Origin of the sequence: Ornithinimicrobium cryptoxanthini (assembly GCF_023923205.1) — a bacterium.
Taxonomy (GTDB): domain Bacteria; phylum Actinomycetota; class Actinomycetes; order Actinomycetales; family Dermatophilaceae; genus Ornithinicoccus; species Ornithinicoccus cryptoxanthini.
In genome coordinates this window covers 1,952,274-1,975,759 of sequence record NZ_CP099490.1, presented here as the reverse complement: position 1 = coordinate 1,975,759, position 23,486 = coordinate 1,952,274, and the positions used below count along the sequence as shown (strand labels likewise).

At 69.0% G+C, this 23,486-nt stretch carries 22 protein-coding genes; 14 read left to right on the top strand and 8 right to left on the bottom strand.

Features of this window, described 5'->3' with window-relative positions:
- The first annotated feature begins 53 nt into the window (after window positions 1-53).
- Window positions 54-752, top strand: a complete 699-nt coding sequence (locus NF557_RS09120) for an HAD family hydrolase (protein ID WP_252618889.1) — start codon at window positions 54-56, stop codon at window positions 750-752.
- Between the two features lie 9 nt (window positions 753-761).
- On the opposite strand, the gene NF557_RS09115 is transcribed toward NF557_RS09120, so the two are convergent.
- A complete protein-coding gene (locus tag NF557_RS09115; protein ID WP_252618888.1) occupies window positions 762-1,670 on the bottom strand; it encodes a RecB family exonuclease in 909 nt (302 codons plus the stop codon).
- Window positions 1,671-1,763: 93 nt separating this feature from the next.
- On the opposite strand from NF557_RS09115, the gene NF557_RS09110 reads away from it, so the two are divergent.
- Genes NF557_RS09110 through arc form a run of 3 tightly spaced genes read left to right on the top strand, consistent with a single transcriptional unit; the run spans window position 1,764 to window position 5,646 of the window.
- Window positions 1,764-2,861: a site-2 protease family protein gene (locus NF557_RS09110; RefSeq protein ID WP_252618887.1), complete on the top strand. Its 1,098-nt coding sequence runs from the start codon at window positions 1,764-1,766 to the stop codon at window positions 2,859-2,861.
- A 30-nt stretch (window positions 2,862-2,891) separates the two neighbouring features.
- Window positions 2,892-3,944: a tRNA (adenine-N1)-methyltransferase gene (locus tag NF557_RS09105; RefSeq protein WP_252618886.1), complete on the top strand. Its 1,053-nt coding sequence runs from the start codon at window positions 2,892-2,894 to the stop codon at window positions 3,942-3,944.
- Between the two features lie 31 nt (window positions 3,945-3,975).
- Window positions 3,976-5,646, top strand: coding sequence for a proteasome ATPase (arc, locus tag NF557_RS09100; RefSeq protein WP_370584226.1), 1,671 nt, complete (start codon window positions 3,976-3,978; stop codon window positions 5,644-5,646).
- A 295-nt stretch (window positions 5,647-5,941) separates the two neighbouring features.
- Here the strand turns inward: arc and NF557_RS09095 are convergent, their stop codons facing one another.
- From NF557_RS09095 to NF557_RS09065, 7 genes are all read right to left on the bottom strand, one after another.
- Window positions 5,942-6,367, bottom strand: a complete 426-nt coding sequence (locus tag NF557_RS09095) for a hypothetical protein (RefSeq protein WP_252618885.1) — start codon at window positions 6,365-6,367, stop codon at window positions 5,942-5,944.
- On the bottom strand, window positions 6,364-8,094 hold the full coding sequence (locus NF557_RS09090; RefSeq protein WP_252618884.1) for a sodium:solute symporter family protein: 1,731 nt from the start codon (window positions 8,092-8,094) through the stop codon (window positions 6,364-6,366). Before NF557_RS09090 ends, NF557_RS09095 begins: the two co-directional genes overlap by 4 nt.
- Window positions 8,091-8,369 carry a DUF4212 domain-containing protein gene (locus tag NF557_RS09085; protein ID WP_252618883.1) on the bottom strand — a complete coding sequence of 93 codons (279 nt, stop codon included), beginning with the start codon at window positions 8,367-8,369 and terminating at the stop codon, window positions 8,091-8,093. The genes NF557_RS09090 and NF557_RS09085 overlap by 4 nt, the downstream gene beginning before the upstream one ends.
- Before the next feature lie 268 nt (window positions 8,370-8,637).
- Window positions 8,638-10,395 carry a sodium/solute symporter gene (locus tag NF557_RS09080; RefSeq protein WP_252618882.1) on the bottom strand — a complete coding sequence of 586 codons (1,758 nt, stop codon included), beginning with the start codon at window positions 10,393-10,395 and terminating at the stop codon, window positions 8,638-8,640.
- Complete coding sequence (locus NF557_RS09075; RefSeq protein WP_252618881.1) at window positions 10,392-10,754, bottom strand: hypothetical protein; 363 nt, start codon at window positions 10,752-10,754, stop codon at window positions 10,392-10,394. The genes NF557_RS09080 and NF557_RS09075 overlap by 4 nt, the downstream gene beginning before the upstream one ends.
- A gap of 16 nt (window positions 10,755-10,770) precedes the next feature.
- Window positions 10,771-11,496 (bottom strand): LytR/AlgR family response regulator transcription factor, encoded by a 726-nt coding sequence (locus NF557_RS09070; RefSeq protein WP_252618880.1) that lies wholly within the window; start codon window positions 11,494-11,496, stop codon window positions 10,771-10,773.
- 42 nt (window positions 11,497-11,538) lie between these two features.
- Window positions 11,539-12,720, bottom strand: a complete 1,182-nt coding sequence (locus NF557_RS09065) for a sensor histidine kinase (protein ID WP_252618879.1) — start codon at window positions 12,718-12,720, stop codon at window positions 11,539-11,541.
- Window positions 12,721-12,835: 115 nt separating this feature from the next.
- On the opposite strand from NF557_RS09065, the gene NF557_RS09060 reads away from it, so the two are divergent.
- From NF557_RS09060 to NF557_RS09015, 10 genes are all read left to right on the top strand, one after another.
- The gene (locus tag NF557_RS09060) at window positions 12,836-14,242 is read left to right on the top strand and encodes a sugar porter family MFS transporter (RefSeq protein WP_252618878.1); all 1,407 of its coding nucleotides are present in this window, start codon (window positions 12,836-12,838) and stop codon (window positions 14,240-14,242) included.
- Window positions 14,243-14,361: 119 nt separating this feature from the next.
- Complete coding sequence (locus NF557_RS09055) at window positions 14,362-16,404, top strand: MFS transporter (protein ID WP_252618877.1); 2,043 nt, start codon at window positions 14,362-14,364, stop codon at window positions 16,402-16,404.
- Complete coding sequence (locus NF557_RS09050) at window positions 16,401-16,976, top strand: TetR/AcrR family transcriptional regulator (protein ID WP_252618876.1); 576 nt, start codon at window positions 16,401-16,403, stop codon at window positions 16,974-16,976. Before NF557_RS09055 ends, NF557_RS09050 begins: the two co-directional genes overlap by 4 nt.
- A 57-nt stretch (window positions 16,977-17,033) precedes the next feature.
- Window positions 17,034-18,548 (top strand): depupylase/deamidase Dop, encoded by a 1,515-nt coding sequence (gene dop / locus NF557_RS09045; protein WP_280923958.1) that lies wholly within the window; start codon window positions 17,034-17,036, stop codon window positions 18,546-18,548.
- A 56-nt stretch (window positions 18,549-18,604) separates the two neighbouring features.
- Entirely contained in the window at window positions 18,605-18,799 is a 195-nt protein-coding gene (locus tag NF557_RS09040; RefSeq protein WP_252618875.1) for a ubiquitin-like protein Pup, read from the top strand.
- A complete protein-coding gene (gene prcB, locus NF557_RS09035; RefSeq protein WP_252618874.1) occupies window positions 18,796-19,623 on the top strand; it encodes a proteasome subunit beta in 828 nt (275 codons plus the stop codon). The genes NF557_RS09040 and prcB overlap by 4 nt, the downstream gene beginning before the upstream one ends.
- A complete protein-coding gene (gene prcA, locus NF557_RS09030; RefSeq protein WP_252618873.1) occupies window positions 19,620-20,519 on the top strand; it encodes a proteasome subunit alpha in 900 nt (299 codons plus the stop codon). Before prcB ends, prcA begins: the two co-directional genes overlap by 4 nt.
- A complete protein-coding gene (gene pafA / locus NF557_RS09025; protein ID WP_252618872.1) occupies window positions 20,520-21,899 on the top strand; it encodes a Pup--protein ligase in 1,380 nt (459 codons plus the stop codon).
- 88 nt (window positions 21,900-21,987) lie between these two features.
- Window positions 21,988-23,001 carry an FKBP-type peptidyl-prolyl cis-trans isomerase gene (locus NF557_RS09020; RefSeq protein ID WP_252618871.1) on the top strand — a complete coding sequence of 338 codons (1,014 nt, stop codon included), beginning with the start codon at window positions 21,988-21,990 and terminating at the stop codon, window positions 22,999-23,001.
- Between the two features lie 67 nt (window positions 23,002-23,068).
- On the top strand, window positions 23,069-23,446 hold the full coding sequence (locus NF557_RS09015) for an FKBP-type peptidyl-prolyl cis-trans isomerase (RefSeq protein ID WP_252618870.1): 378 nt from the start codon (window positions 23,069-23,071) through the stop codon (window positions 23,444-23,446).
- Window positions 23,447-23,486: the final 40 nt, after the last annotated feature.

Below are 23,486 nucleotides of genomic sequence, written 5' to 3'. Positions count from 1 at the left end.
CTCGTGTGCCACCGTGTGGGTAGCCAGGTTCCGTGGCTCGTTAGGATCGCTGCGTGACTACTCCACCGCCGCCCGTGCCCGCAGCGGTGCTCTGGGACATGGACGGCACGCTCATCGACACCGAGCCCTACTGGATGGCCGAGGAGGGTGAGCTGATCGCGGAGGCCGGTGGGACCTGGACCCGTGAGGACGCTGAGGACCTGGTCGGCAACGACCTGATCCGCTCGGCAGAGATCATCCTGGCGCGCACCCCGGTGACAGGGACACCGGAGGAGGTCGTCGACCGGCTCCTGATGGGCGTTGTCGCCCGCACCCGTGCGCACCTGCCCTGGCGTCCAGGTGCCCAGGAACTGTTGCAGGAGTGCGTGGCCGCCGAGGTGCCGTGCGCGCTGGTGACCATGTCGTGGGCGCCGCTGGCGGACGTGTTGCTGGAGAGCCTGCCGGCGGGCACGTTCAGCGCGGTGGTGACCGGTGACCAGGTCACCCACGGCAAGCCGGCCCCCGAGCCCTACCTGCTCGCGGCGGAACGGCTCGGCGTGCAGCCGGTCGACTGTGTGGCACTGGAGGACTCAGGGACCGGGGTCCGGTCAGCGGTCGCGGCGGGGGTCCCCACGATCGGGATCCCGCACGTCGTGCCGATCCCGGATCTCGCCGGGGTGCTGAGCGTGCCGACCCTGCACGGGGTCACGTTGCAGGATCTCGCCGCCCTGGCCGCCGAGGTGCGCGCCTCAGCCTCGGCCGAGGTCCGTTAGGCAGCGGTCTCAGTCCACGACGTCGTCGGCGGGCTGGGACCGGCCGGTGGCTCGTGGGTCGAGCGCCCGCTGACCCGCATCCTCGGGCAGCGGCGGGGGAGTGCCGCCCCAGGCCGGACAGATCGGCTTGTGGTGGCACCAGCTGCACAGCCGTCCGGGACGGGGCCTCCAGTCACCGGTCTCGGCCGCCAGCTCGATCGCCCGCCACAGAGCCTGGATCTTGCGCTCTGTCGCTCGCAGGTCCTGCTCGTCCGGGGCATAGCGAAGCACCTGGCCGTCGCGCAGATAGACCAGCTGCAGCAGCGTCGGCACCACGCCCCTGGTGCGCCAGAGCACGAGGGCATAGAACTTCATCTGGAAGAGCGCCTTGCCCTCCCACAGCTCGGAGGGCGCCCGACCGGTCTTGTAGTCGACGACCCGGAGTCGACCGTCTGCCGCCACGTCGAGCCGGTCGACATAACCGCGCATCACCAGTCCGTCAACCTCGGCCTCGACATAGAGCTCGCGCTCGGCAGGCTCCAGGCGGGTCGGGTCCTCCAGGGTGAACCAGGTGCGCACGAACGCGGCAGCGGCGTCCAGCCAGGCCTGGGTGTGGACAGACGTGTCGGCATCCTCGGTCGCGTCGGGACCGTCCCCTTCGTCGTTGCCGACCTCATCCGCAGGCAGCACCAGCCCCGCCAGGTCTGGTTCCTCCTCGACCAGCCGGGCCCACTCAGAGGCGAGCAGCCCGATCGTGGCCTCCGGAGTGCGCTCTGCGGCCGGCAGGTCAAAGATCCGTTCGAGGGCAGCGTGGACCAGCGTCCCACGCGCGGCGGCAGCACTCGGAGGCTCGGGGAGCCGGTCGATGACCCGGAAGCGATAGAGCAGCGGGCACTGCATGAAGTCCGAGGCCCGGCTGGGCGACAGTGCTGGCGTCATGTCAGGCACGATACGGACCGCGACCGACACCCTGACCATCGCGTCCACACCGGAGCGGCGGGAGGTGTCGGTCCAGGCGATTAGGCTGCGACCATGACCGAGGCGACCAGCACGCGCAGCCCTGGGTGGCGCGTCGGCCGCCTCGCAGGAGCCCCCGTCTACATCGGGCGCAGCTGGTTCCTGGTCGCCGGAGTGATCATCCTCGTCTTCGGTCCGGTGGTGCAGGGCACCCTGCCCGAGCTCGGCCCCTGGGCCTACGCGGTCGCCGGACTGTTCGCCATACTCCTGCTCATCTCGGTCCTGGTGCACGAGGCGGCGCACGCCTTCATGGGCCAGGCCTGCGGCTACTCCGTCAACCGGGTCGTCGCCGACTTCTGGGGCGGGCACACCGCCTACGACAGCCGCGACAGCACCCCGGGACGCAGTGCGCTGGTCGCCATCGCCGGGCCGCTGGCCAACGGCGCGCTGGCGCTGCTCGGATGGTTGTGGCTGTCACAGTCCCAGAGCGGCATCAGCTTCCTGCTCGCGGCCGGCTTCACCTATGCCAACGCCTTCGTCGCAGCCTTCAACCTGCTGCCGGGCCTGCCCCTGGACGGCGGCTTCCTCGTGGACTCGCTGGTCTGGAAGCTGACCGGCAGCCGGGGTCAAGGGATGATCGCCGCTGGCTGGGCGGGCCGTCTGATGGTCCTCGCCGTGGCCTGGTGGCTGATCGGGCGGCCGTTGCTCGCCGGGGGCGAACCGAGCCTGACCAGCATCGTGTGGCTCGTCCTGCTCGGGGGTTTCCTGTGGTTCGGGGCGAGCGAGGCGATCAAGGTCGGGCACGCCCGCCGGAGCCTGGAGGCGGTCCGGGTGAAGGACTACCTCACGCAGGTGACGACGGTCCCGGCTGACGCCCCGTTGTCGCACCTGCCTCCGCCCGCGGGCCAGCTCGTCCTGGGCACCGACGCGGGCGGTCGGCCGCTCGGCATCCTCGACCCGGCGGCGCTGCGGACCGTGCCGCAAGAGCTGTGGGAGAGCACGACAATCGCCTCCGTGCTGCAGCACCTGCCCGCGTCCTGGGTGGTCACCGGGACGCCCGCCGACGACCTGACCAACGTGGTGGTCGCCATGCAGACGGACAAGCTGGCGATGATCGCTGTGCGTGGTGCCGACGGGATGGTGCACGGTGTGGTGCGTGCGCAGGACCTGTGATCTGGGCGTGGACGCCTAGACTCTCCCGCTGTGACTGAGCCTCAGAACGAACCGCAGCCCGACCAGCCGACCCCGACTGGCGCCATACTGCGTCGTGGGCCGTTCCAGGTGGGGGACCGGGTGCAGCTAACTGACCCACGGGGGCGGCTGCACACCATCGCGCTGGAGGCCGGCAAGCAGTTCCACACCCACCGCGGCCACATCAAGCACGACGACCTGATCGGTATGCCGGACGGCTCGGTGATCCCGCACAGCTCGGGCTCGAGCTACCTCGCCCTGCGGCCGCTGCTGTCCGACTATGTCCTGTCCATGCCGCGCGGGGCCCAGGTCGTCTATCCCAAGGACGCCGGTCAGATCGTCACGATGGCCGATATCTTCCCCGGCGCGCGGGTCGTCGAGGCTGGTGTCGGTTCAGGCGCGCTGAGCCTGTCGCTGCTGCGCGCTGTGGGTGACGGGGGAGCGCTGTTCAGCTTTGAGCGGCGCGAGGACTTCGCCGAGATCGCGCGGGCCAACGCCCGGATCTTCTTCGGGGCCGACCACCCCGCATGGACCGTCACGGTCGGGGATCTGGTGGAGTCGCTCCCGCAGACCGTGGAGGCAGGCACGATCGACCGGGTGGTGCTGGACATGCTCGCGCCGTGGGAGTGCCTGGATGTCGTCGGGGAGGCCCTCGCGCCCGGTGGCGTGCTCATCTGCTATGTCGCGACGGCCACCCAGCTGTCGCGGGTCGCGGAGGCGGCCCGCGACGACGGAGGCTGGACCGAGCCCCAGGCGTGGGAGTCGATGGTCCGCGGCTGGCACCTGGAGGGTCTGTCCGTGCGCCCGGAGCACCGGATGCACGGGCACACCGGCTTCCTGATCACCACCCGACGGTTGGCGCCCGACACCTCAGCTCCGGTGCGGCGCACCCGCCCCGCGCACGGTGCCTACGGCGACGACTACACCCCGCCGCAGGAGGAGTGGACCCCCGAGGACGTCGGTGAGCGGGTCGTCTCCGACAAGCGGGTCAGGCGCACCGTGCGTGACCTGCACCGCGAGGTCGACCGGGTCAGCGGTGCCGATCCCACGGCCGATGGCGACTAGGCTGGAGTGACCCGCTCTTAAGGAGGCGTCCGTGCCCGAAGAGTTCCCGGACCGGCCCGGAGGCGCCGGTCTTTCCCGCAACCACCTGCTCGAACAGCGCGTGCTACACCTTGAGACGCGCCTGGGCACCGTGACCGCCCAGAACCAGAAGCTCACGGACACCCTGCGTGACGCCCGCTCGCAGATCGTGCGGTTGCGCGAGGACCTGGACTCCATGGGCGAGCCGCCGCTGAGCTATGCCACGGTCCTGCAGCGCCACGACGACGGGACCGTCGAGATCTCTCACGTCGGGCGCAAGCTCAAGGTCCGGGCAATCTCGGACGTCCCGGCCCGTGACCTGGTGGCTGGTCGCGAGGTGCTGCTCAACGACGCCCAGACCATCGTGGGGGTCGCCGAGTTCGAGCGGACCGGCGAGGTCGTGATGGTCAAGGAGCTGCTCGAGGACGGGCGGATCCTGGTGCTGGTGCGCGGCGATGAGGAGCGGGTGTGCCGTGCTGCCGGCTCCCTGCAGCCGCCCTTCCGGGCCGGCGACGGGCTGCTCATGGACGGCAGGTCGGGCTTTGTCTATGAGCGGATCGCCAAGTCGGAGGTCAGCGACCTGGTGCTGGAGGAGGTGCCCGACATCTCCTATGAGGACATCGGTGGGCTGGCGCACCAGATCGAGATGATCAAGGACTCGGTCGAGCTGCCCTTCCTGCACACCGAGCTCTATCTGGAGCACCACCTGCGTCCGCCCAAGGGCGTCCTGCTCTATGGCCCGCCCGGCTGCGGCAAGACGCTCATCGCCAAGGCGGTCGCCGCGTCGCTGGCCCGTCACTCGGCAGAGCGTGCGGGCCGCAAGGACGCGAGCAGCTATTTCCTCAACATCAAGGGCCCCGAGCTGCTCAACAAGTATGTCGGGGAGACCGAGCGGCACATCCGCACGATCTTCCAGCGTGCCCGCGAGAAGTCCAGCGAAGGCACACCGGTGGTGGTCTTCTTCGACGAGATGGAGTCGCTGTTCCGCACCCGCGGATCCGGCGTGTCCAGCGATGTCGAGACCACGATCGTGCCCCAGCTGCTCGCCGAGATCGACGGAGTGGAGCGCCTGGACAACGTCATTGTGATCGGGGCCTCGAACCGCGAGGACATGATCGACCCGGCGATCCTGCGTCCGGGGCGCCTGGACGTCAAGATCAAGATCGAGCGGCCGGACGCCGAGGGCGCCAGGGACATCTTCAGCAAGTACCTCACCTCCGCGATCCCGCTCCACGCGGACGACGTGGCTGCGCACGGCGGAGACCGTGAGGCCACGGTCGAGGCGATGATCGCGGCGGTCGTCGAGCGGATGTATTCGCAGATCGACGCCAACAAGTTCCTCGAGGTGACCTATGCGGGCGGGGACAAGGAGGTCCTCTATTTCAAGGACTTCAACTCCGGCGCCATGATCAACAACATCGTGGACCGCGCCAAGAAGATGGCGATCAAGGACCTGCTCGTCTCCGGGTCGCACGGCCTGCGGGTGGACCACCTGCTGCAGTCGTGCGTCGATGAGTTCAAGGAGAACGAGGACCTGCCCAACACCACCAACCCCGACGACTGGGCGCGCATCTCCGGCAAGAAGGGCGAGCGGATCGTCTATATCCGCACCCTGATCTCGGGCAAGGACGGCACGTCGCCGGGTCGCAGCCTAGAGCGCGGCAACACCGGCCAGTACCTCTGAGCAACCGTTGACCGCCACCGTTGACCGCTGAGACCCGTACCCGGTCGCCGCGCAGCGACGTCTTACAGCGCCTTGGCGTTCATAGAGCCGACTGCAGTCGGCTCCAAGACGACTCCGGCGCTCCAAGACGTTGAAAGCGCTGCAAGACGGTCTGGGGTGGAGCACGGGCGGGACGGGCAGCCGGATAGCGGGACTCAAGAGCGGCGGGGCGGGGCCGGCGAGGCTCACGCACGGGACGGGGTATGCCGACTGGAGCGTCGGCATACCCCGTCCCTTCAGACGTGGGCTGGCTGCATCAGCCCTTGGCCACCTCCAGGTTCAGGAGCTCCCAGGCGGCGATGCCGCACAGCAGGCCACCCACCGCGGTGAGCAGCAGACCAGGGCCCGGCATCCAGCCCGCGAAGCCGACCAGGCTGAACATGTGCCAGAACTGCCACACCGGGATGACAACGGCGACGGCCGCCGCAATCAGCGCCTGACCTATCGCCAGCCTCCGGAGCGGCACCAGCGCGCCGGCCAGGGCCAGCATGCCCACGGTGGCGGTCCACAGGCCCGGGCCGTTCATGCCGGTAAAGTTGCCCAGCGGGGTGTAGAGCCAGGGCAGGAAAGCCCCAACCAGGATCATCACGCTGGCTCCCAGCATCCGCTTCTGCCCGGGCATCTTGCGCCCGCGCACGCGTTGGCCCGGTGCCGCGGCCTTGCGCTCAGCCACAGCAGTCACGAGTGCTCACCGTCGCGGTGTTCGCCGTGCAGCAGGTCGTCGTCGAGTTCTCCCGCGGCGTGCGCGGCAACCAGCTCGCTGCGACCGGGGTAGCGGATGTCCTCGACCAGCTGCTGCATCGCCTCCGTCGGCTTGGTCGTGAACTGCGAGACGGTGATCGTCACGGCGAAGTTGATCAGCATGCCGATGGTGCCGAACGCGGTCTCGTTGATGCCGAAGAGACCGTCGCTGCCGCCATAGATGTCGATCGTCCACAGCTGGTAGGCCAACGTCGTGCCCAGACCGGCAATCATGCCGGCCGTGGCTCCTGCCGCGGTGCACTTCTTCCAGAAGATCCCCAGCACGAGGATCGGGAAGAAGCTGGCGGCACCGAGCCCGAAGGCCAGGGCGACCACCTGTGCGACGAACCCGGGAGGGTTGATGCCCAGGTAGCCGGCGACGACGATGGCGCCGCCCATCGCGATCCGACCCACCAACAGCTGGCGGGCCTCGGTGGCCTGCGGGTTGATCCTCTTGTAGTAGACGTCGTTGGCGACCGACGAGGAGATCACCAGGAGCAGTCCAGAGGCTGTGGACAGTGCTGCGGCCAGGCCGCCGGCCGCCACCAGACCAACGATCGGTGCCGGCAGCCCCGCGATCTCCGGGGTGGCTAGGACGACGATGTCGTTGTTGATCAGCAGCTCGTTGGCGGCGTCCGTGGCCGCGGTGAAGTTGATCAGTCCATCGCCGTTCTTGTCCGTGAACTCGATCAGGCCGACCTCCTTCCACGACTGATACCACGCCGGGGCCGACGCCTCCTCGGTGCCCGGAAGCTGCCGCAGGATGTTCAGCTTGCTGAACGCGCCGATGGCCGGAGCCGTCAGATAGAGCAGCGAGATGAAGAAGAGGGCCCACAGGGCTGAGAACCGCGCCGCGCGCACGCTCTTGGCGGTGTAGAACCGCACGATCACGTGCGGCAGACCCGCGGTGCCGAACATCAGCGCCGCCGTGATCAGCAACATGTTGAGCATGTTGGTCGAGGTGAACGCCGCGGTGTATTCAGCAAAACCGAGATCGGCCTGCAGACCGTTGAGCTCGTCCATGATCTGGCCGAACCCGATCTGGGGCACCGGGATGCCGGTGAGCTTCTGGGAGATCGCGACCGCCGGGATCAGGTAGGCGACGATCAGCACCGAGTACTGCGCCACCTGGGTCCAGGTGATGCCCTTCATGCCGCCGAGCACGGCATACAGGAAGACGATGACCATGCCGATGATGACACCCACCGTGGTGTCCACGCCGAGGAAGCGCTGGAAGACCACACCGACACCGGACATCTGCCCCGCCACGTAGACGAACGACACGACGATCGCGCAGACCACAGCGATCAGACGAGCCGACTCGGAGTAGCGGTCACCGACGAAGTCCGGCACCGTGTATTTGCCGAACTTGCGCAGGTAGGGCGCCAGCAGCATGGCGAGCAGCACATAACCGCCGGTCCACCCCATCAGGTAGACCGAAGCGCCGTAGCCGTTGCCCGAGAGGGCGATGATGCCGGCCATCGAGATGAAGGACGCGGCACTCATCCAGTCGGCGGCGATCGCGGCACCGTTGGCCGGTGCGGGGATGCCGCCACCGGCGACATAGAAGCCGGCGGTGGTGTTCACCCGGCTGGCGTAGGCGATGTAGATGTAGAGGCCGAAGCTCAGGACCACGAAGACGAGGGTCCACAGTTGCACGCTGCTCATGAGTGGCGCACCTCGTCCTCGTACTCGGTGATGCCGAACTCAGCGTCGAGCTTGTCCATCCGCCACACATAGATGGCGATGAGGATCAGGAACGTGATGATCGCGCCCTGCTGGGCGAACCAGAAGCCGAGGGGGATCTCCATGATCTGGATCTTGTTGAGCTGCTCCACGAAGATGATCCCGGCGCCATAGGAGACCAGGGCCCAGATCGTGAGCAGGATCGCCATCAGGCGAAGATTTCGCTTCCAGTACTTGTCGCGCTGGGCGGTATCCATCAGGACTCCTCGACAGTTGCGGTGGTCATGGACATGGTCTCCTCACCTCGAAAGATCACGGCGTTGTGACTGGAGTCACGCTAGGGATGTGAACACCGTGATGGCAGGATTCCGACGGTCAGGTGCGGTCAGTGACGCGACCCGTCGCTGTGCGGCCGTATGCCGTGCGCCCAACGGCGTCATCGACGGGACGAGCGGTCGTGGGTCTCGTCGCAGTTCACCCCCATCCATCGCGCGGCAGCGGGCCAGGTGCGGGCCGGGCTGGGGTCTAGGTGCGGGTCCGCCAGCGGTCCTCGGGGTCCCAGTCCCCGCGATCCAGGTCCACGCTCTCCGGTGTGTGCAGCCGGATCATGGTGCGCCCCACCCCGGCCGCGATCCGACGCGGGGTGACCAGGGAGACCAGGACCATCATCAGGAACGCGATCGGCATGGTCCAGGCCGCGGGCTGGGCCAGGGCAGCGGCCCACCAACCGGTGGAGGGCGCCCACAGCAGGGTGGCCAGGACCGACAGCGTCGAGAGTCCACCGCCGGTGATGAGCCCGGCGATGGCGCCGACGTCGGTGAGCCTGCGCCACCAGATGCCCAGGATCAACAGGGGACAGAAGCTCGACGCAGCGACGGCGAAGGCTAGGCCCACGACATCGGCGATGCCCAGCGAGGGACTCGCCAGCGCGAGGGCGATCGGCACCACGAGAGCCAACAGCGCGCTGAGCCGGAAGGCGCGGACCGGGTTGGGCACGCGGCGTCCGATCAGGTCCTGCGACAGGACGCCCGCCACGGAGATGGTCAGGCCCGAGGAGGTGGACAGGAACGCGGCGAAGGCTCCGGCGGTGACCAGCGCGGACAGCAGGTCCCCGGCCAGCCCGTCGATCAGACGGCCGGGCAGCAGCAGCACCACGGCGTCGGTGCGGCCGGTGAGCAGGAGGTCGGGGGTGTAGAGCCGCCCGAGCACGCCATACACGGTGGGCAGGAGATAGAAGATGCCCAGCAGGCCGAGGACAGTGACCGTGGTGCGCCGGGCGGCCCGACCGTCGGGGTTGGTGTAGAAGCGCACGAGCACGTGGGGCAGGCCCATCGTGCCGAAGAAGAGGGCCAGGATGAGGGAGTAGGTGGAATAGAGCGGGTGCTGGCTGGAGGACTGCAGGGGCAGGAGCCAGTCCTCGCCGGCCAGTGGTCTGAGGGCGTCGGCGTGGGGGATCACCGCGCCAGCGGGGAAGGTCACCTCGGTCCCGCGCGAGAGTGCGTGGTGGCCAGGAGCTAGTCGGACGGTCCCCTCCTGCGCCTGGCCGTTCAGGACACCCTGGACCACGACCTCGACCTCATCGGTGACCTCGACGGACACGTCCGTGCCGATGTCGACGACGGTGCTCTCCGCGAACGTCGGCGGACCCTCCTGGTTGATGGCCGGGCTGCCCTGCGACTGCCAGATGAGGATGATGAAGACCGCTGGGACGGCCAGGGCCGTGAGCTTGAGCCAGTACTGGAACGCCTGGACGAAGGTGATGCTGCGCATCCCGCCCGAGACCACGCCGATGAGGACGACCACGGCCACCACCACCGGTCCGACCCAGCGCGGCGCGCCCGTCACAGTCCGCACGGTCAGGCCGGCGGCCTGGAACTGGGGAAGCAGATAGAGCCAACCGATGGTGACGACCAGGACACTGGCGGTGCGCCGGGCGGTCAACGACTCCAACCGGGCCTCGGCGAAGTCCGGCAGGGTGTAGGCCCCCGACCGGCGCAGCGGTGCGGCCACCAGCACGAGAAGCACCAGATAGCCCGCGGTGTAGCCGACCGGGAACCAGAGCATGTCGGCGCCGTAGGCCAGGACCAGTCCGGCCACCCCCAGGAACGAGGCGGCGGACAGATACTCACCGCCGATGGCTGAGGCGTTCCACCAGGGCGTGACCGAGCGGGAGGCGACATAGAAGTCGCTGGTCGTCCGGGCCGCCCGGACGCCGATCACACCCACCAGGACGGTGACGATCGCCGTGACCGCGATCGCGGCCATGCCGAGCGTTGGACTCATGGTCGGTCGACGAGGTCCACGAAGTCCCGCTCCACCCGCTCAGCGTTGTAGGCGTAGAACCAGGCGGCGCCCAGCAGCGCGGGATAGACCACGACGCCCAGGATCAGCCACGGCAGCGTCAGGCCGAGCACCTGGATGTCGGCCACCTCGGGGAACAGGTGGAAGACGCCGGGCAACGCGGCCAGCACGCCCAGGGAGACCGCGATGACGGCCAGGCTCAACCTGAGCTGAGAGCGGATCAGGGAGGATATGTAGACCTCGCCCAGACCGGTCTGCTCGTCGATCTCCCGCAGCAACGGGGCCGGCCGGACACGGGGCCGCTGACGGCTGGGGTGGGTGACGGTGACCCGTTCACTCATCGCCTCTGGTCCTGCCTCATCCGTTGGCTCGCTTCACCAGGAGGTCCCGCAGCTCGCGGGTGTGCCGGCGACTGACCGTCAGGTCCCGCCCACCGACTACGACCGAGTAGCGGCCGCCGTCCGACCTGATCTCCTCGACGTGGGGCAGCGCCACCAGGTGGCTGCGGTGGATCCGCACGAACCCCGCCTCCGCCCACCGTTTCTCCAGCGAGGCCAGCGGCATGCGGACCAGGTGACTGCCCAGCGCCGTGTGCAGCCGGGCGTAGTCGCCTTGGGCCGTGACGAAGAGGATGTCCCGTCGTCTCACGAAACGCGTGACCCCCCCGAGCTCGACCGGGATCGACTCGTCCTGCACCTCGGACTCTGCCGCGTCGCCATCAGCTACCTGCTCGAGAGCCCGACCCAGGGCGGCAGCCAGGCGCGCCGGACGATAGGGCTTCATCACGTAGTCAACCGCCTGCACGTCGAAGGCGTCCACGGCGTGGTCCTCGTAGGCGGTGACGAAGACGATCGCCGGGGGGCGTCGGAACCTGGCCAGCACCCGGGCCAGCTCCAGGCCGGACAGCCCCGGCATCCGGATGTCCAGGAAGACGATGTTGACGTCCTCCTGCTCGAGCAGCCGCAGCGCACCCGCCCCGTCGGACGCGGTGAGTACGGTGCCGATCCGCGGGTCGCGGGAGAGCAGGTGGGCCAGCTCGCGCAGTGCGGGAGGTTCGTCGTCGACGGCGAGGGCACACGGCATACAGGCAGGGTAGTCCGGTCCGCACGGGGGGTCGAGCCGCCCTCAGCTCGCGTGGACTCCCGGGGCGTACTTCGGCACCCGCAGGCTCACCTTGGTGCCCGCGCCGGGTGCCGTCTCGACGACCAGCCCGTGCTCGTCGCCGAAGACGCTGCGCAGGCGCTCGTCGACGTTGCCCAGCCCCACGTGGTCACCACCCTCGCCCGTGAGCGACTGCAGGACGGTCTCCGGATCGATGCCCACCCCGTCGTCCTCGACGCTGATGCTCGCCTCGTTGCCGGCGTCCTCGGCGACGATCGTGATGTGACCCCGCCCCCGCCTGTCCTCGAGACCGTGCCGGACGGCATTCTCCACGAGGGGCTGCAGGCACAGGAACGGCACGACGACGGGAAGCACCTCGGGGGAGACGCGCAGGGTCACCTGCAGCCGGTCACCGAACCGGGCCCGCTCCAGCGTCAGGTAGCGCTCGATCGAGCGCAGCTCCTCGGCCAGCGTGGTGAACTCCCCGTGCCGGCGGAAGGAGTAGCGCGTGAAATCGGCGAACTCGAGCAGCAGCTCACGGGCGTGCTCGGGGTCGGTGCGCACGTAGGAGGCGATGGCACCGAGGGAGTTGTAGATGAAGTGCGGACTGATCTGGGCCCGCAGCGCGCGGATCTCGGCCTCGGCGAGCTTGGCGCGCGAGCGGTCCAGCTCACCCAGCTCGAGCTGCCCGCTGACGAAGAGGGCCACCTCCTCGACCGCCCGCACCAGTCGCGCCGACGGCCGAGCTGTCGTGTAGGTGGTCAGCGTGCCGACGACGTGATCCTCCGAGGTCAGGGCCGCGGTGATCGCATGGCGGACCAGGCAGTCGGGGTCCGGACAGGCGACTATCGATGGTCCCAGCACGACCGTCGAGCCGTTGCGCAAGCTCTCCTGGGCGTGCTCGAGCGTGTGTGGTGCGTGCAGGCTCTCGCCGGTGCCGTCCCACGCGACCGTGGCAGTGCCGTCGGTGAGCGCGACAGCGGGCGTGCCGAGAAGGGAGCGCAGGTGCCGAGCCGCGCGACCTGACCCGGTGCTCAGCCCGGCGCGCAGCTCGGCCGTCGCCAGGCTGCTCAGGTGCAGGACCCGATAGGTCGCCTGGTCCTCGGGGGTGCCCAGCACGAGCCGGGAGCGGACGAACCAGGTGAGCAGGACGGCCCCCGCGACGATGATGAGGACGCCGACCACGACGGCGAGCAGGGTGTCCATAGCGCTCACCCTAGGGGGATGGCCGTTCGTCTCGCGTGGGTGGCGATCGCGTGGTGACACTGGGGCGAGACAACCCTGATGTGGGCATCGGGTCCGGCCGACGAGGAGGCCCGCCATGGCGGACGAGAGTCATCAGCAGACCACGCAGAAGGACTACGTCCTGAGTCAGGCGATCCTGCTCACCTCGGTGGCAGCCCTGGGCGGGTTCCTCTTCGGCTTCGACACAGCCGTGATCAACGGCGCCGTCAACGCCATGCGCGAGGACTTCGAGATGGGCTCGGCGCTGACCGGATTCGTGGTGAGCTCTGCGCTGCTCGGGTGCGTCGCCGGCGCCTACCTCGCAGGGCAGCTCGCCGAACGGGTCGGTCGGATCAAGGTGATGCTCCTGGCCTCGGTCCTGTTCACCATCTCCGCCATCGGGTCCGGGCTGGCCTTCGGTGCGTGGGACATGATCGTATGGCGCGTGGTCGGCGGCCTGGGTGTCGGCGCCGCCTCCGTCATCGCGCCGGCCTACATCGCTGAGGTCTCGCCCGCCTCCATCCGCGGCCGGCTGGGGTCCCTGCAGCAGATGGCCATCGTGCTCGGCATCTTTGTCGCGCTCCTGTCGGACTACTTCATCGCCGGCGTCGCGGGGGGCTCGGGCGAGTCGCTCTGGGGTAGCACGGCGTGGCGCTGGATGTTCTGGGCCGAGGTGATCCCCGCCGTCGCCTACGGCGTCCTGGCGCTGACCATCCCGGAGTCGCCGCGCTATCTGGTGGCAAGAGGCAAGGTGGACGAGGCCAAGAACGTCCTGGGACGGGTCATGTTGCGCGGCATCCCCGAGCGCATCTCGGAGATCCAACGCACGGTGCGACGGGATGCTCGGGCCTCCTTGCGTGATCTGAGGAACTCCGCAGGCAAGGTGCTGCCCATCGTCTGGATCGGGATCGCGTTGTCGGTCTTCCAGCAGTTCGTCGGCATCAACGTGATCTTCTACTACTCCTCGACGTTGTGGCAGGCCGTCGGCTTCACCGAGGATGACGCGCTCACCCAGACGGTCCTGACGTCGGTGACCAACATCGTCGTGACGGTGGTGGCGATCGCGCTCATCGACAAGATCGGCCGACGGGTCCTGCTGCTGATCGGTTCGGCCGGAATGTTCCTGTCGCTGGGGACGATGGCCTGGGCCTTTGCCAGCGCCCCCGTCGTGGACGGAGCACCCGAGCTCAGCGACTCGATGGCGCTGGTGGCGCTCGTGGCCGCCAACGCCTTCGTGGTGTTCTTCGGGATGTCCTGGGGCCCCGGCGTCTGGGTGCTGCTCGGCGAGATGTTCAACAACGCCATCCGCGCGACCGCGCTGGGCGTCGCGGCGGCGGCGCAGTGGCTGGCCAACTTCGCGATCTCCACGAGCTTCCCCGTCATGGCGGACGTGGGGCTGGGGTTTGCCTACGGGTTCTACACCCTCTTTGCTCTGCTGTCGTTCTTCTTCGTCCTCAAGTGGGTGCCGGAGACCAAGGGTCGTGAGCTGGAGGACATGGACTGACGGGAGGGCGGTCCCTGGCCGGACGTGGCCTGGACGCCACAGGGCACGGGCTAGACTGCCGCGGTCGGTGAACACTTGTTCACCGGCCACTCCATCACTCACCCCTCCGCAGGAGCAGCGTGCCCAGGTCCGCCGTCATCGACCGCCCGAACGCAGGGGCAGACACCAAGTCCCTCCCCACCGGCCTGATCATCGTGGTGCTCGCCCTGTGCGGCACGCTCGTCTCGTTGCAGCAGACCCTCGTGCTCCCGCTGCTGCCCGATTTTCCCGAGATCCTGGACACCACCTCCGACAACGCCTCATGGCTGGTGACGATCACCCTGCTGACCGGCGCCGTCGGGACCCCGATCGTGTCTCGCCTGGCCGACATGTTCGGCAAGCGCCTCATGCTCCTGCTGTGCCTGGTGTCGGTCATCATCGGCTCGGTGCTGGGCGCCCTGAGTGACTCGCTCTTCCTCGTGATCGTGGCGCGCGGTCTCACCGGCATCGGGACCTGCCTGGTCCCGGTGGGCATCAGCATCATGCGAGACCACCTGCCCGCGGAGCGGGTCGGCTCGGGCGTCGCGCTGATGAGCGCCACGCTGGGGATCGGCGGGGCAGTGGGCATGCCGTTGGCCGGCGTGATCTATCAGAACTTCGACTGGCAGATGCTCTTCGTCGTCTCGGGCGGTTTCGCCGTCCTGATGCTCGGCCTCGTCTGGGCCGTCGTGCCGGAGTCGACGGTGCGCACCCTCGGCCGCTTCGACTATCCCGGTGCGCTGCTGCTGTCGATCGCGCTCACCAGCTTCCTGCTGGCCGTGTCCAAGGCGGGCAGCTGGGGCTGGACCGACCGCAAGACGATCACCCTGATCCTCCTGGCACTGCTCGTGCTCACCGCCTGGATCCCGCTCGAGCTGCGCCTCGGGCAGCCCCTCGTCGACATCCGCACCTCGATGCGCCGCACGGTGCTGCTCACCAACGTCGCATCGATCCTCATCGGGTTCGCGATGTTCACCAACTTCCTGACCAGCGCCCAGCAGGTGCAAATGCCGGTCGAGACCGGCTATGGCTTCGGGCTGTCGGTGATCGACACCGGGCTGGTCATGCTCCCGGCGGGCATCCTGATGGTCGCCATGGCTCCGGTCGCCGCATGGCTGATCCGGGTCTACGGCCCGCGGGCGGTCATCATCGGCGGGGCGGTCGTCATCGCCGTGGGCTTCGTGCTCCGCGCCTTCCTGCACAACTCCGTCCTTGAGGTGATGATCGCCTCCGGCATCTCCTCGCTCGGCACCGCTCTCGCGTTTGCGGCCATGCCGACCCTGATCATGCGCGCCGTCCCGATCACTGAGACCGCCTCCGCCAACGGTCTGAACACGTTGCTGCGGGCCATCGGCACCTCCACCGCCAGCGCCGTGGTGGCGGCGGTCTTCGCCGCCATGGCCGTCGACGGGATGCCGAACGTCCCGCGCTTCGCCGCCTACCAGCTGGTCTTCTGGCTGGGTGCCGGTGCGGCACTGCTGGGCGCGTTCATCGCCGCCTTCATCGCCCGGCCCCGACCGGTCGCGCAGAGCTCTCGGGCGGCAGGTGAGGTGCAGCGCTCGGAGCGCCACGACGTCAAGCAGCCCGAGGCCGAGAACGAGGTCGTCGTCGGCGGCCTGATCACCGATGACCACGACCGTCCGATCAAGCAGGCCGTGGTCACCGTGCTGCACCCCGACGGGCGACACGTGGACTGGGGTCGCACCGACAACAGCGGACGCTATGTGCTGGCGCTGCCGGAGGTCGGCCGCTATCTTGTGGTGGTCAGCGCCGACGGATGGGGACCGATGTCAGGGCTGGAGAACCTCGGTGACTCCGACCTGGACCAGATCCGGATGAACCGGCGCCTGCGGCTGACCGGTCACGTGACCGACTCCGGGGAGCCGCTGCCCGCGGTCATGATCTCGCTGATCCGGCACTCCGGGGAGTATGTCGCCACGGGGCACGCCGACGACACCGGTGGCTACGAGCTCCACCTGCCACCGCCGGGCCGCTACGTGCTCACCGTGGTGGACCACCCCACCGGCCGGACCCGCTCGCGCGCGGTCCAGGTCGGATCGACGTCGGCCACCCTCGACATCGACATCGTCACCGGCATCCCGCCCCACCGCTCACGGCCGGTCGAAGAGACGGCGGTCCGGTGACGGACACTCGCGACGTCGTCCTGCAGGCCGCCCGCCAGCTGTTCGGTGAGCGTGGCTACGGTGCCGTCACGATCCGGGAGATCGCCATCGCCGCGGGGGTGTCGCCGGCGATGGTGATGAAGGTGGGGGGTTCAAAGGAGCAGCTGCATGCCGACGCCACACCGCTGGAGCCAGAACCGCTGCCCCGCGACATACCTCTGGAAGGCCTGGGTGAGGTCCTGGTCAGGCGCATGCTCAACCGGCGCGAGGAGGACGGCGCCGAGCCGTGGTTGCGGGCGCTCTATCTGATCGCGGACGCCCCCGACCGCGCGAGTGCCCGCAGCGACTTCCGGGAGCGCTTCCTCAGTCGTTTTGAGCACCTCGCAGACCGTGCCGACGACCCGGTCCACGACCTGGTGCGCCGGCAGGCGGACCAGCTGGCCTGTCTCATGGTCGGTCTGGCGGCCGGGACGCGCTCGATCCGCCTGCTCGATCCGGACGGCACCGACCTGGAGGTGGTGGTCAGCGAGTATGGCGCGCTGGTCCAGCAGGTCCTGGATCGCATGGTGGCCGGGTCGGCCCAGGACGTCTGAGGGCCAGCGGCCGACTGTCAGGGGTCGGGCCCAGCAGCGCCCCATTAGGGTCGTGCCATGCGAGTGCGACGCGTGATGGGCATCGAGACCGAGTTCGGCCTCACCCGGCCCGGGGACCCCCACGCCAGTGCCGTGCACCTGTCCGGCCTGGTGGTGCGTGCCTATGCCAGTGGCGCCGGACCCGGCAGGGCGCTGCAGAGCGGTGCGGGCTGGGACTACGCCGACGAGACGCCGCTGCGGGACGCACGGGGATATGAGATGGCCCGGGCTCTGGCTGACCTGAGTCAGCTGACCGACCTGGACGACCCCGCGACCGCCAACTCGGTGCTGTCCAACGGGGCGCGCCTCTATGTCGACCACGCCCACCCGGAGTACTCCTCGCCCGAGGTCCTCACCCCACGCCAGATCGTCGTGTGGGACCGCGCCGGTGAGGAGCTCATGCTCCAGGCGGTGCACACGCTGGCCCAGGGCGGTGAGCAGGTCCGTCTCTACAAGAACAACGTGGACGGCAAGGGCGCCTCCTACGGCACCCACGAGAACTACCTGGTGCCGCGACAGGTGCCGTTCCTGGCGATCGCCGCCGGCCTGCTGCCCTTCTTCGTGGCAAGACAGGTGATGTGCGGCGCGGGCCGGGTCGGGATCGGTCAGTTCTCGCAGGAGCCCGGCTTCCAGATCAGCCAGCGCGCCGACTACATGGAGGCCTCGATCGGCCTGGAGACCACCCTGAAGCGCCCGATCGTCAACACCCGCGACGAGCCCCACGCTACGGGGGAGAAGCATCGGCGGCTCCACGTGATCGTCGGCGATGCCAACCTGTGCGACGTCGCCAACCTGCTCAAGATGGGCAGCACCAGCCTGGTGCTGGGGCTGATCGAGGCCGGCCTGGCCCCCGAGCTCGAGCTGGCTGACCCGGTCACCGCCATCCGGGAGATCTCCCACGACCCCAGCCTGCGGCATACGGTCGAGCTGGTCGACGGGCGCACCATGAGCGCCCTGGACATCCTGGCGGTCTATCGGGAGGCGATCGAGGCCCACGTCGGGGACGCGGCCGACGCCGACACCCGTGAGGTGCTCGACCTCTGGGACGGCGTCACCGGCGACCTGGCGATCGACCCTCTGCGCTGCGCCGGGAGGGTGGACTGGGCCACCAAGCTCGCGGTGCTGGAGGGCTATCGCCGGCGGGACGGTCTGCAGTGGGATGACCCCCGCCTGGCCGCCATCGACATCCAGTGGTCCGACATCGACCCGGCCCGCGGGTTGGCGGCGCGGATGCGGGCCTCGGGGCGACTGACCAACCTCGTGACTCCCGACGAGGTCGCGGCCGCCGTCATCAATCCTCCTGAGGGGACCCGGGCCTGGTTTCGGGGCCAGTGCGTCAGCCGGTTCACGGGGCAGGTGCGAGCCGCCTCCTGGGACTCGGTGGTCTTCGAGCCGGCGACCGGTCAGCGGGGCCTGCGGCGGGTGCAGCTGCCCGAGCCGGAGCTGGGCTCGCGCGCCGACATCGGTGCCCTGCTGGACTCTGTCGAGGGCGTCGAAGACCTGTTGGCCCACCTTGTCAGCCCAGAGGGTTAGGGTCGGGGATACCACTCGTCGAGGCCACCCGCAGTCGGTGGTCACAGGAGGCAGCCATGGCCGGTCAGGAGCAGAAGCGCCCACAGCGGCGCGAGGACGAGGACACCCCGCCGCCCGCAGCGCCGGTGACGCATCAACAGGACAGCGACCGCACGGCCGAGGTGGACGACCTGCTCGATGAGATCGACGGGGTGCTCGAGACCAACGCCGAGGAGTTCGTGCACGGGTTTGTGCAGAAGGGCGGCCAGTGAGTGCCGACCAGGGCCACGGCTTGTCGCTGGAGTTCCGCACGCCGCGCGGCAGCTCCTTCACGGAGTTCCTGGCGACGCGCGCTCCCGAGCTGCTGCCCGGAGCCGGCCTGAGAGCCGGGGGAGAGGGTGTGGTCGAGGCACCCCACGGCACCACGATCGTGGCCCTGTCCTTCGCTGGTGGCGTGCTGCTCGCGGGCGACCGACGGGCCACGATGGGCACCTTCATCGCCAATCGTGACATGGAGAAGGTCTTTGCTGCCGACGACTACTCGGCCGTCGGCATCGCGGGTTCTGCGGGCATGGCCATCGAGATCATCAAGCTGTTCCAGGTCGAGCTCGAGCACTACGAGAAGATCGAGGGCACCCTGCTGTCCCTGGAGGGCAAGGCCAACCGGCTGGCAGCAATGATCCGGGGCAACCTGGCCAATGCGATGCGGGGGCTGAGCGTGCTGCCGGTCCTGGTGGGCTACGACCTGGAGGACAGGCGGGGACGGATCTTCTCCTACGACGTGACCGGTGGGTGTTATGAGGAGCAGCGCCACCACAGCGTGGGATCGGGGTCGCTGTTCGCCCGCGGGGCGCTCAAGAAGCTCTGGCACGACGACATGCCCGAGGAGCAGGGGCTCTCGGTGGCGATCGAGGCGCTGTTTGACGCGGCGGACGACGACTCCGCCACCGGCGGGCCGGACCTGGGCCGCCGGATCTGGCCGACCTGCGCCGTGGTGACCGAGGCCGGGGTCCGGTTCGTCGATGACGAACGGCTCGAGGAGCTGACCCAGGCCGTGGTGGCCGGGCGGCGCGGCAACCCAGGAGGTGCCCGATGACGATGCCGATGTATGTCTCGCCCGAACAGCTGATGAAGGACCGGGCGGACTTCGCTCGCAAGGGCATCGCCCGCGGCCGCTCGGTGGTCGTGGCCAGCTATGCCACCGGCATCGCGTTCGTGGCCGAGAACCCCTCACGCACGCTCCACAAGGTCTCCGAGCTCTATGACCGGATCGGCTTCGCCGGTGCGGGCAAATACAACGAGTTCGAAAACCTCCGGGTGGCAGGCATCCGCTACGCCGACATGCGCGGCTACTCCTACGACCGTCGCGACGTGACAGCCAGAGGGCTTGCCAACGCCTACACCCAGACGCTCGGCACGATCTTCACCCAGGAGTCCAAGCCCTACGAGGTGGAGATCGCCGTGGCGCAGGTGGGCTCCTCGCAGCAGACCGACCAGATCTATCGCCTCACCTACGACGGGTCGGTGACCGAGGAGCGCGGGTTCGTCGCGATGGGTGGGGTCAGCGAGCCCATCGCCACTGCGCTGCGGGAGCGGTGGGCACCCGATCTGCCACTGGCCGAGGTGCTCCGGGTCGCGGTGGAGGTCCTCGCGGCACGCGACGAGGAGGACCCCCGTGACCTGGCCGCCGACGACCTCGAGGTCGCGGTGCTCGACCGGCGCCGTCCGAGGCGGACCTTCCGCCGGCTGGGCGGACCACTGCTGGACGCCCTGCTCGACGAGGCCAGCGCCACGCAGGACGTCCCGACCCAGGACGACCCCCGCCCCGGGCTGCACGACACCCTGACCCAGGACCTGGCGGCGGTCGACCCCGACGCCACCGACGCGCCGGCCGACACCAGGGCTGGCGACACCACGGCGGACGACACCAAGGCGGACGGCTCCGACGGAGAGCAGGACACCACCAACCCACAGACCCAGCGCGAGGACTAGATGGACCGGCGGATCTTCGGGATCGAGACCGAGTTCGGGGTGACCTGTGCCTTCCCGGGCGAGCGACGCCTGGCCCCTGACGAGGTCGCACGCTATCTCTTCCGCAAGGTCGTCAGTTGGGGCCGCTCCAGCAACGTCTTCCTGGCCAACGGCTCGCGCCTCTATCTCGACGTCGGTTCCCACCCGGAATACGCCACGGCTGAGTGCGACGACCTCTATGACCTGATCGCCCACGACAAGGCGGGCGAGGCGATCTTGTGTGACCTGGCCCTGGACGCCGAGACCCGGATGGCCGAGGAGGGGATCGAGGCCCGGGTCTATGTGATCAAGAACAACGTGGACTCCCGCGGCAACTCCTACGGCTGTCACGAGAACTACCTCATCGGTCGGCGAGGTGAGCTGAGCAGGGTCACGGATGTGCTGATCCCGTTCCTGATCACCCGGCAGATCATCAGCGGAGCCGGGCGCCTCAACGTCTCGGCCAGCCAGGCCACCTACCAGATCAGTCAGCGCGCTGACCACATCTGGGACGGTCTGAGCTCGGCCACGACCCGGTCCCGCCCGATCATCAACACCCGCGACGAGCCGCACGCGGACGCCGAGCGGTTCCGTCGCCTGCACGTGATCGTGGGCGACTCCACGATGAGCCAGACCACGACCCTGCTCAAGCTCGGCAGCACCGATTTGGTGCTCAAGGCGCTGGAGGCAGGCGTGGTCTTCCCCGACCACGCCCTGCTCAGCCCGATCAGCGCGATCCGCGAGGTCAGCCGGGACCTGACCGGCCGACAGGAGCTCTCGCTGACCAACGGCGGGCGGATCACGGCCGCGCAGATGCAGGTCGACTACTTCACCCGGGCCCGGGACCACGCCGAGCGTGCCGGACTGGCCCAGCGCGAGCCCTACCGGCAGGTGCTGGAGCTGTGGGAGCGCAGCCTGAAGGCCTTCGAGGCCCAGGACCTGTCGCTGGTGGAGACCGAGATCGAGTGGGTGCTCAAGTGGCACACACTGCAGAGGTATGCCGACCGGTCCGGTCTGCCGATGAGCGACCCGAGGCTGCAACAGCTGGACCTGGCCTGGCACGACATCCACCCGACCCGGGGACTGTTCAACATCGTCTCCCGTCGTGGGGGAGCGGCCGAGGTGGTGACACCCGAGCAGATCACCACCGCCGGCAGCACGCCTCCGCAGACCACGCGGGCCAAGCTGCGGGGAGACTTCGTGCGGGCCGCCCAGGAGCACCGGCGCGACTTCAGCGTCGACTGGGTCCATCTCAAGCTCAACGACTCCACCCAGCGCACGGTCCTGTGCAAGGACCCGTTCGTCAGCCAGGACGACCGGATCGATGAGCTGATCGCCTCGATCGAGGACGGCCGGCACTGAGAGAACACCGGCGCGCACCCAGCAATCACCCAGGGTCGCCGGGTTAGTCTTAACCGTCCAACAATCCCTCTCCAGACAAGGATGGCGCGTGCGCTCTCCCAAGTTCCGGCTGCTCGGCCTCGCCGTGGCCCCCCTCATCTTCCTGTCCGCCTGCGGCTCGGACGGTGACGCTGACAACGCCAGCCAGACCGCTGCCGGTGACGACGCGGCGGCGACCTCGATCGCTCCCAACGGCACCGTCGAGGACGTGACCCTGACCGAGGCCGACGTCGAGGGTTCGACGGTCCCGGCTCTTGAGCTCGCCAAGACCCCGCTGTCCGTCGCGGAGACCTCCGTCCAGGAGATCGAGGCGGGCGAGGGCGAGACCACCACGGCGGAGCAGGACGTAGAGCTGCGATACCTCGCTGTCAACGGCACCACCGGCGAGGAGATCCTGTCGACCTTCCCCACCGACGAGACGGTCGTCATGTCGCTGTCCAACCCCAACTTGCTGCCGGGCTTCCTCAACGGCCTGGTCGGCACCAAGCCGGGGCAGTCGATGATCCTGGCCATGTCGCCGCAGGACGCGTTCGGCGCGGCCGGCAACGCCCAGCTCGGGATCGGACCCAACGACACCGTCATCTTTTATGTCGAGGTGGTCAAGGCGACCACCCCGCTGACCCAGGCCGAGGGTGAAGCGGTCGAGCCCGTCGAGGGTCTCCCCACCGTCGAGGCCGACGGCACCAGTCCCGCGACGATCACCATCCCCGAGGGCGAGGAGCCCCCGTCCGAGCTCGTGGTCCAGCCGCTGATCAAGGGCGAGGGCGCCGAGATCCAGGCCGGCCAGCAGGTGCGGATGCAATACACCGGGGTCCAGTGGTCTGACGGCGAGCTGTTCGACACCTCCCTGCAGGAGGGCCGCGAGGCGTTCGAGACCGTGATCGGCGCCGGCCAGGTCATCCAGGGCTGGGACGAGGGCCTGGTCGGCCAGACCGTCGGCTCACGCGTGCTGCTCGTCATCCCGCCGGCCATGGGCTATGGCGCGGCCCAGGAGGATGGCCCGGGTTATGAGCTCAAGGACGAGACCCTGGTCTTCGTCGTCGACATCCTGGCGGCCCAGTAGTTCCCGACCCCACAGTTCACCCACTGGGGCCACCCGGCCGCAGCAACCGCACGGAAGGAAACCGCGCATGAGTGACAAGACCAAGCCCGAGGTCGAGTTCCCCGGCGACACCCCGCCGGCCGACCTCATCATCGAGGACATCGAGGTCGGTGGCGGGGCTGAGGCCACCACCGGCTCCGTCGTGTCCGCCCACTACGTCGGCGTGGCCTGGTCCACCGGCGAGGAGTTCGACGCCTCCTGGAACCGTGGCGCCCCGCTGGACTTCCAGGTCGGTGTCGGACAGGTCATCCAGGGCTGGGACCAGGGCCTGCTCGGCATGAAGGTCGGAGGACGCCGCAAGATCACCATCCCGCCGCACCTGGGCTACGGCGACCGCGGCGCCGGTGGCGCGATCAAGGGTGGCGAGACGCTGATCTTCGTCGTCGACCTCGAGGGCGTGCGCTGACGCGACCCGTCGCAGACGCCGGGTGAACGCACCAGGCGTG